This is a genomic window from Candidatus Cloacimonadota bacterium, assembly GCA_020532085.1.
Lineage (GTDB): Bacteria > Cloacimonadota > Cloacimonadia > Cloacimonadales > Cloacimonadaceae > Syntrophosphaera.
The window spans coordinates 20,403-33,186 of the sequence record JAJBAV010000001.1 but is presented as its reverse complement, the minus strand read 5'-3'; the positions used below and the strand labels follow the sequence as shown (position 1 = coordinate 33,186).

General features: G+C 54.2%; 7 protein-coding genes and 1 pseudogene. 4 read left to right on the top strand and 4 right to left on the bottom strand.

The window, feature by feature from the left end; all coding sequences use genetic code 11:
* Positions 1 to 477 precede the first annotated feature (477 nt).
* From LHW45_00140 to LHW45_00125, 4 genes are all read left to right on the top strand, one after another.
* On the top strand, positions 478 to 1,026 hold the full coding sequence (locus LHW45_00140; GenBank protein ID MCB5283995.1) for a sugar transferase: 549 nt from the start codon (positions 478 to 480) through the stop codon (positions 1,024 to 1,026).
* A 52-nt stretch (positions 1,027 to 1,078) separates the two neighbouring features.
* Entirely contained in the window at positions 1,079 to 1,456 is a 378-nt protein-coding gene (locus LHW45_00135) for a GxxExxY protein (GenBank protein ID MCB5283994.1), read from the top strand.
* Positions 1,457 to 1,517: 61 nt separating this feature from the next.
* The gene (locus LHW45_00130; protein MCB5283993.1) at positions 1,518 to 2,819 is read left to right on the top strand and encodes a hypothetical protein; all 1,302 of its coding nucleotides are present in this window, start codon (positions 1,518 to 1,520) and stop codon (positions 2,817 to 2,819) included.
* A gap of 1,917 nt (positions 2,820 to 4,736) precedes the next feature.
* Complete coding sequence (locus LHW45_00125; protein MCB5283992.1) at positions 4,737 to 7,517, top strand: lamin tail domain-containing protein; 2,781 nt, start codon at positions 4,737 to 4,739, stop codon at positions 7,515 to 7,517.
* Positions 7,518 to 8,259: 742 nt separating this feature from the next.
* Here LHW45_00125 and LHW45_00120 read toward each other — a convergent pair.
* The 4 genes and pseudogenes from LHW45_00120 to LHW45_00105 all read right to left on the bottom strand — a co-directional run bounded on the left by LHW45_00120 (position 8,260) and on the right by LHW45_00105 (position 12,604).
* Positions 8,260 to 8,967, bottom strand: a complete 708-nt coding sequence (locus LHW45_00120) for a hypothetical protein (GenBank protein MCB5283991.1) — start codon at positions 8,965 to 8,967, stop codon at positions 8,260 to 8,262.
* A gap of 362 nt (positions 8,968 to 9,329) precedes the next feature.
* On the bottom strand, positions 9,330 to 10,184 hold the full coding sequence (locus tag LHW45_00115) for a phosphatase PAP2 family protein (GenBank protein ID MCB5283990.1): 855 nt from the start codon (positions 10,182 to 10,184) through the stop codon (positions 9,330 to 9,332).
* Between the two features lie 29 nt (positions 10,185 to 10,213).
* Positions 10,214 to 12,439, bottom strand: a complete 2,226-nt coding sequence (locus tag LHW45_00110; protein ID MCB5283989.1) for a 30S ribosomal protein S1 — start codon at positions 12,437 to 12,439, stop codon at positions 10,214 to 10,216.
* A 33-nt stretch (positions 12,440 to 12,472) separates the two neighbouring features.
* A pseudogene (locus LHW45_00105) lies at positions 12,473 to 12,604 on the bottom strand (copper amine oxidase N-terminal domain-containing protein).
* Positions 12,605 to 12,784: the final 180 nt, after the last annotated feature.

Here is a 12,784-nt window from a genome sequence, read left to right as displayed (position 1 = left end):
TTGGGCAAACAGGAAGAGCTGTTTTCCTTCCTCAACGACTATCTGGAGCTCAGTCGCTTCTGCCGCTCCCAGACCCTGGTGCTCAATTCCGAAACCTATTTCAACATTGAGAACGAAGCCCCGAACTCCCATCAGCTCTTCATCAATCTCCACCGCGTCAATGACTTCCGCCGCCTCAACCTCTATCTCATCAAAGTCAACGAACTGCTGCAGGATGGAGGCGTTTTCATCTGCCACGGCCAAACCATCACCCAGCGGCGTAAAAGATTCCATAAGAAATTCACCCCCGTCCTCGGCGCGCCGCTCTATTTCGGCGATTTCCTCCTTCGCCGCGTGATGCCCAAACTCCCCGTTTTGCAGGGCTGGTATTTCGCCCTCACCAAAGGCAAAAACCGCGCCCTTGCCGAGACCGAGATGCTCGGCCGTTTCTATTTTTGCGGCTTTGAGCTAATCCACAAGCGCGAGGTCGCCGGGCACATGCACTTCATCCTTAAAAAATCAAGACCGCCGCGCACCGATCCCAATCCCACCTACGGTCCGCTCATCCGCCTTAAACGCCTGGGCCAAAGCGGCAGAACCATCTACGTGAAAAAACTCCGCACCATGCATCCTTACAGCGAATACTTGCAGGATTACGTCTATCAGGCCAACGCCCTGCAGGAAGGCGGAAAATTCAAGAACGATTTCCGCGTGACTTCCTGGGGCCGGATCCTGCGCGCGCTCTGGATCGACGAACTGCCCCAGCTGCTCAACTTCTTCAAGGGCGACCTTGCGCTGGTGGGGGTCCGCGCCCTCAGCGAACACTACTTTTCCCTCTATCCACCGGACATGCAGGAACTGCGGCTGCAACTCAAGCCCGGCCTCATGCCGCCTTTTTACACCGACCTGCCCCAAACCTTCGACGAGATCGTGGAATCCGAACGCCGCTACATCCTGGCCAAGCAGGCCAAGCCTTTCTCCACCGACTGGAAATATTTCTGGCGCGGGGTGTGGAACATCCTCTTCAACCGGGCCCGGAGCAACTGATTTTTTTTCTACGGATTCAACGGATTTAACTGATTATACGGATGTATCATAGATGGGCTTGATATACGAAGACTTAACTGAACAGATCCTGGCTGCCTGCATGGAAGTTCATAACCATTTGGGTTGCGGATTGTTGGAGGCCGTGTATGCTGAAGCTTTGGAGCACGAACTGAGGGATCGATCGATACCCTACGCCAGGGAGCAGGAGTTTCCAGTTGTCTATAAGGGTTTGCCCCTGAATAAGATTTATAAAGTGGATTTTGTCTGTTTTGATAAAATTATCTTGGAGCTGAAAGCGACCGATAAGATGCTGCCTGTACACACGAGTCAGGTGCTGAACTATCTTAAGCTTTCAAACTTGAAACTCGGTTTCGTGATCAACTTTGGCGAACGCAGTCTGCGTTGGGAACGCATCGCCAATCTCTATTAACAGGTAAATCCGTAAAATCAGTTTAATCCGTTGAATCCGTAGGAAAAAAGAGAGGAATTCCATGAAACACAATATCGCCCTTGTTTTCATTATGTTGCTGACGTCCTGTCTGCTGGCTCAACCTGTCAATCCCACTCCTCAGCCGCTGCCGTATTCACAAGACTTTTCCACCCTGCCCCACAGCTCCAGCACCTGGCCGGATGGCATGGCTGGTTGGAGGATCGATTCAACACCCAGCACTGAATACAGCATCGATCCACCTACTTATAACAGAAACCTTACTGCTTCGGGAAATGCCAGCTCGTATGGATCTACAACATATAATTACAACGGCAAGATCGGTCTGTTGGATCCTATCTCAGGCTATTGCATTGCCATCGTTTTAGCCCTGGATACCAGAGGCAAACGCAACATCCAGATCGATTACGACATCATGACCATCCGCAATCCATACGCTCCGCCGACTTACACTCACATCAACGAAGCCACATTGCAATACAGGATCGGCACTGAAGGCTATTTCACCACCCTGCCCGGCATCGGATACCAGAACAACACCGTGCAACAGATCAATAGTACCACAAGCCCCCAAAACCAGCAGTCAAGGTCGATTCTCCTGCCCCCGGCGTGTGATAACCAGCCAGAGTTACAGATCAGGCTTGTATCACGTTTGGTAACCGGCTCTGGTACATATCGCCCCAGTTTCGCCATCGACAATATTTCCGTGACCGGAGAGGACATTCCCACCCTGCCGGTGGAGCTTTCTTCCTTCACGGCCACCCTCACCGCGGAAAACACGGTGCGGCTGGACTGGACCACCCAATCCGAGACCGGAGTGGCCGGATTCCGCCTCTACCGCGGCCTGGAGGCCGATCCCGCCGCCGCGCTGTTGGCCTCGCCGCTGATCCTAGCCACCAATACCTCCGCCCCCCACAGCTATTTTTTCACGGATTCCGAACTCGCGGAATCCGGCACCTACCGTTACTGGCTGCAAAGCGTCGATCTGGACGGCAGCACCGTCTGGCACGGCCCGGTAACGGTGGTTTACACTACCAACGGAGGCCAAACCACTCCGGAAATTCCCCAAACCACAGGCCTGATCAGCGTTTTCCCCAATCCCTTCAATCCCCGCGCCTGCATCGATTTTTATCTGGAAACGCCCGCCCCGGTGGTCTTTCGCGTCTTTGATGCCCACGGCAGGCTGGCGCGTGAACTGGAGCCCGGTTCCTGCCCGGCTGGAAGGCAGCGCGTGGAATGGGATGGCCGCGACGCCGCCGGAAACCTCTGCGGCAGCGGCATCTACCATATCCGGATGGATGTGGGGACGCGCAGCTTCAGCGGCAAGGCCTTGCTGCTGAAATAGAGATTTTTTTTCGTTTTACCTGAGATCAGACCCGGCCACACGGCCGGGTTTTGTTTTTTCGGCTCAAGTTCATTTATGGTGGGTAAACCCGAGCGCTCCGTCATTGCAGCACAGGCTTGAATCCAGTGCTTTATACTCAATTGATCATAAAGTAGTTAGCGCATTAAGATGTCTGACTGGATTTCAGCCATCCCACCCCACGAACTCGCTTCGCTCGTCCGCGAGGACCCCGGTGCTGGGATGACGGCAGTTGCACCCACTCTATTTGAACATGAGCCTTGTTTTTTCCAGCCGGAAATCACGGACAGACAACTGTGTCCCGTCGCGGTCCGAATGACGTCCAGGCGATGACTCAGGCCGGTAATTGACAGGCCATGGATCGGACATCTGCGGGCCTTTCACCAACGCCAGAGCTCTATGAGCCACCAGGCTGATACTGTCATTCCGGGGAAGCGTGCGCCAGCATGCGGGGCCCCGGAATCCAAGCAGGCTCTGTCCACAAATTGCACGAATTTTGGCATTATTGGAACCTGGCCTGTTTTTCAGGTTCATTTCAGCGCATTTCCGCGTTCCCATTGACTCTCTATTTTTCTGTACTCATTTTCTCTCTTTCCGTGCTTTTCCGCGACCTATTCTTTTCCCTTGACCGGAATCCAGGCCTATAACCATGATATGTTGAACCTGCCGAGTAATATAACAGAACACCGGCTTCAACCGGTGTTCCGGATATACGCAACCTGTTTTGTTGTATGCTGAGTTCGCATGAGTCCTTTGCGCCGCTGCATCTGGAGCAGGCAGGAAGTTTGTTTTGCCGCAAATAACTCCTGCTTGGGTTGGCTATTCCCGCAAGGTCTGGATTCCGGGGACCCTGGGGCTAAAGCCCCCACCCCGGAATGACGGAGCGGGGCTGGCTCGCTGGCTTCGAGCGAAGCATGAGCATCGACGCCAGCATTCATTCGCCAAACGTTAAAACGCTAAAACATCAAAACGCCACTCCTCCTGTAGCCCATGCTCGCCAACTCGCTGGACTCCAGGGACCGCTGGACCCCAGGCCACCAAGTGGCCACGCCACAGGCACTAAGAAAGAATCTTCCCGCCAGCCAAAAAAAAGCTTGCCAAATATCACAGACCTCACATTGTGGCATTCGAGAGATAGAATCTTTAAAAACTATATAGAACTCGTAATTTCTGGGAGGAATTATGAAAAAGACGTTTCTTGTCTTGTCCCTTATTTTCGCAATGGGGCTTGTATTCGCGCAGACCTACCTTATTCAAGAAGGTTTTTCCACAACATCCTTACCCACAGGATGGAGCGGAGACGTTTATTTCAATACAACTGCCAATATTGGTAATTTGCCTGGTGCCAATGGTGCAGGCTTCAACGCAAACAACAAGTACTTACAACTTCCGTCCTTGAGTAATGTTGGAACTCTTACATTCTGGATGAAAGGCTCAGCTGCCTCCTCACAGATATCCATGAAAGTTCAGAAAAGTGTTGGAGGCGGGGCATTTACAGATATCGCATCTTACCCAAAGCCCCATACGACTACGGCTGCTCAATTCACTGCAGTAGTTAATGACGCCAGCACAAATGTTGTTTTAAAATTTGTTGCTTATGACAGGACAGGTAACTCTCTCTACCTTGATGATGTTGAAGTTACTGCTATGTCTGCTACCCCGACCATCGTGGTCAATCCAAATACTTTAAGTAATTTTACCTATGTTTTCCAAAACGGACCCTCGGATGAACAGTCTTTCTCGGTAACGGGTTCTAACCTAACTGCTAATGTTTCAGTTTCAGTAACGTCAAACTACGCAATTTCCTCCACTTCCGGCGGGACTTTCGGTTCATCCTTGACCCTCACTCAGTCCGGTGGTAGTGTTTCCGCGACTGTATATGTACGCCAGGTTGCTGGATTGGCCATTGGCACAGGATACACCGGAACTGTGACCTGCTCTTCCTCCGGAGCCCCCAATGCGACTGTTTCCCTGAGCGGAACGGTAACAGCCCCACCACCACCCAATGCTCCTACCGCCACGGCAGCCACGAATGTTGCCAACACCAGTTTCACAGCCAACTGGAACGCGGTCACTGGCGCCACCGGCTACTACTTGGATGTCTATACCAAGCAGGCTGGCACAAACGCCAGCGACCTATTCTTCTCAGAATACATTGAAGGAACTTCCAACAACAAAGCGATAGAGATTTATAACGGAACAGGCGCAGCGGTTGATCTGAGCGGTTACACGGTATATTTATACACGGGCGGGTCAGCAACCCCCACAGCCACGCTGGCGTTGTCCGGGAACCTGGCCAACAAAGATGTCTATGTGATAGCCAACTCCTCTGCTGGATCGGCCATCCTGGCTATTGCGGATATAACCTCTGGCGTTGCCAATTATAATGGCAACGATGCTTTGTCATTGTGGAACGAAACCACAAGTTCATATGCAGATATATTTGGCTGCATCGGCGAAGATCCGGGAACCATCTGGGGCACTGATCCTTACGTAACAGCCGAGAAGACTCTTGTGCGCAAGAGCTCAATTTCCGGTGGAGTTACTTCCAGTCAATCCGGATTCCCAACCCTGGCCACTGAGTGGGACAGCTACGCCCAAGACACCTTTACTTATCTCGGCTCTCACACCATGGCGGGTGGCACGACCATCACTTATGTCTCCGGATATCAAAACCTGAACGTCAACAATGTCCTTACATACAACGTCACCGGCCTCACTGCCGGCACCACCTATTACTATGTGGTGCGGGCTTACAACGCTTACGGGACCAGCGGCGACTCCAACGAGATCGAAGTTACCACCACCAGCACCTCTCCGCTGATCACTCTGAGCACAGACACCCTCACCGGTTTCACCTACATGGAAGGCAGCGGACCCTCGGCTGAGCAGAACTTCACCGTGAGCGGCAGCAACCTGACCGCCAACATCAGCATCGACGCTCCCACCGATTACCAGATCTCGACTGGAACCGGCGCGGCCTTTGATGCCAACATGGCCGATCCCCTCACCCTCACCCAGAGTGGCGGCACAGTGGGCACCACCACCATCTACGTGCGCCTCAAGGCCGGCCTCAGCGCTGGTGACTACAACAGTGAAGTGATTACTGCCTCCTCCAGCGGCGCGGACAACAAGACCGTTACCTGCAACGGCACTGTTACCGCGATCCCGGATCCCGAGATCACAGTCAGCGCCACCACTCTGAGTGGCTTCAGCTATATGGTAGGCAGCGGCCCTTCAGCCGAACAGAGCTTCACCGTCAGCGGAACTTACCTGACTGCCAACATCAGTCTGGACGCTCCTGCTGACTACGAAATCTCGACTGGCACCGGCACGGCTTTCGATACCAACATGGCCGACCCCATCGTCCTCACAGCCGCTAAGCTTGATGTGGCGGAGACTACAATCTACGTGCGCCTCAAAGCCGGCCTGGCCGAAGGCGCCTATGACGGAGAGCTGATCACTATCACCTCCACCGATGCTGAAACCAAGACTGTGATTTTAAACGGTTATGTCCAAACCAGCGATGTGCCCTTCCTCTACTGGGATTTTAATGATGGCGCCCCCGGTTCAGGAGTCAACTGGACTCAACCCGTTGCCGCCAACTACGGCACAGGCTTTCTCACCTACACCTTTGCTAACGCTGTTTCATTCACTGGGACTACCTTAAATACCATGGTCGGTGATGTTGTTAACGGTGGCTCATTTGTACCACAGGGTGGAACTGGCAATGTGAATAACGGTAAAGAGTTCGTCATGACGGTCAATACTACAGACCTCGAGAACATCACTTTAACCTATGCCACCCAAAGGACCAGCACCGGTTTCACCGACCAGGCCATCTGGTACAGTCTGGACGGCGGACAAAACTACACCCTATTTACCACGTTCACATCCATCGCGTCATCTTGGGAAGTGAAAGAGGTTGACTTTTCCTCCGTTACTGGCGCAAACGACAACCCCAATTTCATGGTCAAGATCGTGCTGGATGGAGCCTCTGGCACACAGGGTACTGGCAACAACCGTTTCGACAACATCAGCTTCTTCGGCGATGAAGAAGACGTCAACCCCGTGGAACTGGCCTCCTTCACCGCCACCATCAGCGCCCAGAACTACATCACCCTCACCTGGGTTACCCAGACCGAGACCGGGATGCGCGGCTATTACATCTACCGCGACACCGACAGCAACTTCGCCGGAGCCCAGAACGTGAGCCCTCTGATCCCCTCGGCCAACAGCTCCCAAATGCAGACCTACATGTTCGAGGACACCGAGGTTTTCGAGACCGGCACCTATTTCTACTGGCTGCAGACCAACGACATGGACGGCACCGTGGGCTTTCACGGTCCTGTGAGCGTTTTCTTCAACGCCCTGGGCGACAACCCCACCCCGGAAATTCCGCTGGTCACCGAGCTGAAATCCGTGTATCCGAACCCCTTCAATCCAGTGGTCTTCATCCCCTTCAGCCTGGCCAAGGACAGCAATGTGAGCTTCAAGATCTACAACGCCCGCGGGCAGATCGTGAAACACTTTGAGCTGGGTAGCAAGGCCGCCGGAAATTACCGCATCACCTGGGACGGCACCGACTACCATGGAGACACTCTCTCCAACGGCGTCTATCAGATCGTGATGACGGCAGGCAGCCAGGTTTACCAGACCAAAACAACCCTGTTGAAATAATTCCAGACCCCTGTAAATGAAGGCCCGGTGGTTATCCGCCGGGTCTTTTTTTCCTACGGATGCAACGGATTGAACGGATTGTTCGGATTTTTCCAACCCAGAGACACAGAGGCACAGAAAAGGGGGGAGCGTGTAAGGGTGAAACATAATGTTGGGCCGGGTATTTGGAATTCATACGGATTTACGGATTGAACGGATTCACGGATTCATGGGAATAGAGAATCTGCGTGATCCGCGTTCTTTTCTGCGTGAATCTGCGGGAACCGAATCTGCGTGAATCTGCGGGAGCCAAATCTGTGCGATCTGCGAAATCTGTGTGAGCTAATTTTTTGCTTGACGCATGCCCGTTTTGTTACCCACTATATTATGGAGGCGCGGGGAGAGAGTCCTGTATTGATGGGGGTTTGGGGGTGGTTTCGCCCTTAGGCTCATCCGATTCACTTCCCATTCACTTCCCGCTGACTTCCCGCCTGAGAGGCGGGAACTAAGCGGGAGGCAAGTGAGAGGCGTATGGGATATGGCAAAGGGGGAACAGATCAAGGATAAACAGTTAGATCGGGACAAACGATCAATAGACCGGGGAGGAACAGGATAAGCAGGATTCTCGGGAGAAAAGAGCAATAGATCAGGGATGAACAAGATAAGCAGGATAATAGGGATCAAGTATATTGCTTAACGTGAAAACCCGATCCCTTGAATCCTTAAGATCCTGTTCATCCCTGGTCTATTTAACAAGCCTTGTCTATTTGAAGTAGTAGTAAAGCCCGATCTGGGGTATATACATCACGATGCGCTGTTCCCAGTTGTAGGTGATGGGCAGTTCCAGGGCCACGCGGAAGTTTTTGCCGAAGGCGAGTTCCACGCCCAAACCGGCGCCGGCGGTCCATCTGTGTTCCAGCCTGGACTCGCGGAGGGGGTCAGAATCGTCCACGGGCGCGTAGTGGTCGTAATCCAGGGTGTCATCGACCGTAACCCAGTGGTAATCTTTGGTGTAGATGTTCTGCCGGTAATACTGGTAGGAGCCGCCGGCCATCACGTAGAGCCGGCCGTGGTCCTTTTGTTTGAAAACGTCGAACTTGTCCAGGGTATAGATGTAGTTGAGGCCGAGGTTGGCCACGTTGTAGCGTCCGTTTTCGGTGAGGGTTACCAGGGTGTCGTCGGGAGCGTCTTCATCCCCGGGTTCCAGGTCGCCATACCAGTAATCGTCATAGTAATCATCATACCAGTAATAAAAGCGGGTGGGGAAATAGACGTTGTCGCTGCCCCAGGTGCCGGCGCCAAAAGTGGCTTGCAGGCCGTGTTTCTCGCCCATGAAGCGCATGGAATAGCCGACGCCGCTTTGGGTGCCGGCGTGGATGCCGACGGCGGTCTTGGATAAGAAATCCTGGGCTGAAAGCGCAAGCGCAAGCAACAGCAATACTGCCAGAACCAAGCTGAATTTTATCTTCATGTTTCACCTCACTGGTTGGTTTGAGCCATTAACTCTTCCCATAGTATATGTGTCAAGTTATTTCGAGCAAGATTCTTTTGCGGTATAGTCTTTCCACAAATTACACGATTCTTTTCCCTATGGATTGAACGGATTGTACGGATTTGATTTGTCCACAAATTACACAAATTAACACGAGTTACTCTATCTACGGATTATACGGATTATACGGATTGTACGGATTTGATTTGTCCACAAATTACACAAATTAACACGAATTATTGTCCCCACGGATTCAACGGATTGGACTGATAACCTTGTTCTGTGACTTTCCGCGTCTCATTCCCTCTGTCTCTCTGTCCCTCTGTTTTATCATTTTTTTCTCAGCGAAGATCATGGCGATCAGCGTCTTCAGCGCTCATTTCTTCCTCTTTTTCTGAAGCCACTTTCCCTTCTTCCGCGCTTGGCCGCGACGAATTCCCTGGTTCTTCGGGTTCCAGCTTCACAAAGACCAGGCGGTCGATCTTCAGAAGATAGTAGAGCAGCGCGCAGCTGAACCAGACCATGCCTCCGGACCAAAGGACATCTGAGAGAAAATGTCCACCCTGGGCCATGCGCACGAGGCCCATGCCAAAACCGTAGAGCAGGGTGAGGCTGAAGGTCCAGGCGGTGAGGTTCTTTTTGCGGCCGCGAAAGATGAAATAGAGGGCGAAAAAGTAGAAACCCATGGAGGCGTGGCCGCTGGGAAAAGCTTCGCCGGTGCTGACGGGATCGATGGTGAGCGGGGCTTCATAGGCAAAGTTGCCATCGTAGAGGGCCAGCTGATTGGGCCGGGGGCGTCCCCAGTATTCCTTGAAGACGGCATTCACCAGAAGGCCGGGCCCGAGCAGCATCACCAGGGCCAGAAACAGCCCGGAGCGGCGCCATTGGGCCAGATTGTGGGAGAAGAAACCCGCCACAAAGACCACCAGGCCGGTGATGGAGACGATGAGGGCGGGCAGGGTGCCGTATTTGTAGATGAAGTCGAACAACTTGATATGGTTGCCGATCCAGTTGCCACCGCCGGCGTGGAAGGCGCTCTGGAAGCGCAGGTCGAGGCCACGGGCGCGGATCAGCCAGGTGCCGGCTGCCAGGATCAGCGCGGGCAACAGGAAATCCAAAATCAAAACGATATGGCGGCTCCAGTGAACCGCCATACCGTCTGTATTGCTTACCGGGTCACGGGGCAGTCTGAACATTGAAGTTCGGTGCTCCTGGCTCCGGTGGCTTAGTTTTCTTTAGCGTCGGGATCGGCCGGAGTTTCATCCGTGGCTTCAGTTGTCTCTTCGACCACAGGTTCTTCCACGGGGACTTCCTCGGTCACGGTTTCCACGGGTTCTTCGACCACAGGTTCTTCCACGGGAAGTTCTTCCACCGTAGTTTCCACGGTCTCTTCGACCACGGGTTCTTCGACCACAGGTTCTTCCGCAGGGACTTCCTCGGTCACGGTTTCCACGGGTTCTTCGACCACAGGTTCTTCCGCAGGGACTTCCTCGGTCACGGTTTCCACGGGTTCTTCGACCACGGGTTCTTCAACGATAGGTTCTTCCGCGGGGACTTCCTCGGTTACGGTTTCCACGGCCTCTTCGACCACAGGTTCTTCCACGCCAGGTTCTGCCGCGGGGATTTCTTCGGTTACGGTTTCCACGGTTTCTTCAACCGCGGTTTCTTCCGCCCCGGTTTCTTCCAGCGGTGCTTCCACGTTTTCCCCAGTTTCAGCAGCGTCTTGGTTGGCAGCTTCAGCCGGAGTTTCGGCCTCTTCAGCCTGCGGAACGGCAGTCTCTTCCTTCTGTTTGTCCCGGGCCTGGCGTTCGGCGCGTTTCTTTTGCAGGCGGGCGATGCGCTCACGCATATACTGCTCGTGCAGGGCGATGTATTCTTCCTGGAGTTTGGGGTCGCGGGAGAAGAAGAAGGCCTTCACGCTGAGGATGAGGCGGCGGTTTTCCATATCCAGCTCGATGACCTTGAGGGGCAGTTCTTCGCCGGCGTGGAAGGCTTCTTCAGAGTGTTCCAGCTTGGGAATGGCGAGGTGGGAAATGGGGATGAACCCTTCCACGATGTCTTCGCCCACCTGGATGTCCACCAGCACGCCTTTGGGGATGAGCTTGCCGATCTTGCCCTTCACTTCTGTGTTGATGGGCAGGGAATCGTTCAGATGCTCCCAGGGATCTGGATGCAGCTGTTTCACGCCCAGGGCGATGCGGTGCAGGGCACGGTCGATCGAAAGGATCACGGCCTCCACTTCCTGGCCCTTGTGGTAAACCTCGCGGGGATGGTAGATGCGCTTGGTCCAGCTGATGTCGGAGATGTGGATCAGGCCGTCGATGCCGTCCTCAACTTCAACGAAAGCGCCGAAGGCGGTGAGGCTTTTCACGGGTCGGGTGATCACGCTGCCGATAGGATAGTGGTCCTCGATCGAGAGCCAGGGGTTGGCTTCCATCTGCTTCATGCCCAAGGAGATGCGACGGTTTTCCTTGTCCAGTTCAAGCACGATGGCGTTCACGGTGTCGCCCATTTTCACGATCTTGCGGGCGTCGGTGATCTTCTTGGTCCAGCTCATCTCAGAGATGTGCACCAGGCCTTCCACGCCGGGCTCTAGTTCCACGAAAGCGCCGAAGGATTTCACGCTGACCACCTTGCCGGTGACGCGCACGCCCTCGGGATATTTGATGGCCACGTTTTCCCAAGGATGCGGCACCAGCTGTTTGAGGCCGAGGGAGATCTTGTTTGTTTCGGGATCGAATTTGATCACTTTCACCTTCACCTTGTCGCCGATGCTGAGCATGTCGGTGGGGTGATTGATCTTGCCCCAGCTCATGTCGGTGAGGTGCAGGAGGCCGTCGATGCCGCCCAGATCGATGAAAGCGCCGTATTGGGTTATATTTTTCACCTCTCCGTCAAGCTCGGAATCCACCTGGATGCGGGCGAGCAGTTCCTGGCGTTTGACGCTGGCTTCTTCTTCCAGCACCATCTTGCGGGAGAGGATAATATTGCGGTGTTCCTCGTCGATGTTCATCACCTTGAACTGAAGTTCCTTGCCGATGAACTGGTCGAGGTTGGGAATGGGTTTGAGTGACATCTGGGAACCGGGCAGGAAGGCTTCGATGCCCATCACGTTGACGATCATGCCGCCTTTCACACGGCGCCGGATGGTGCCGGTGAGGATGGTGCCGTCGATCGCGGCCTGTTTGATCAGCTCGATGTTCTTGATGAAATCGGCTTTGCGCTTGGAAAGCGAGAGCCGGCCTTCACCGTTGTCCAGGTCATTGATAAAGACCAGGATGTGGGAGTTGACTTCCGGGATGCCGGTGTATTCGAACTCGCTGAGCGGGATCGCTCCGTCGCTCTTGAAGCCGATGTCCACCACCACGTCCTTGTCGTTGACGCTCACCACGGTCCCTTCCTTGATCTCGCCGCGGCGGAAGCTGGATTCATGCTCATCGAGCAGATTCATCAGTTCGTCGTCCGGATGCTCCGAAACGGGTTTGGCCGCTTTGGGCTTGGGCGCCGGGATTGGTTCCGCCGGGGTTTCAGGCTTAGCCGGGGTTTCAAGCTGTTCTTCAGCCACGGGTTCCGCCGGGGTTTCAGGCTCAGCCGGGGTTTCAGGCTCGGCCGGGGTTTCAAGCTGTTCTTCAGCCACGGGTTCAGCCGGAGCTTCAGGCTCAGCCGGGGTTTCAAGCTGTTCTTCAGCCACGGGTTCCGCCGGGGTTTCAGGCTCGGCTGGGGTTTCGGCCTGCACTTCAGGCTCGGGGATGGTTGCGGCGGCAGGTTCCGCCGGGGTTTCCGGGGGGGCCTCTGC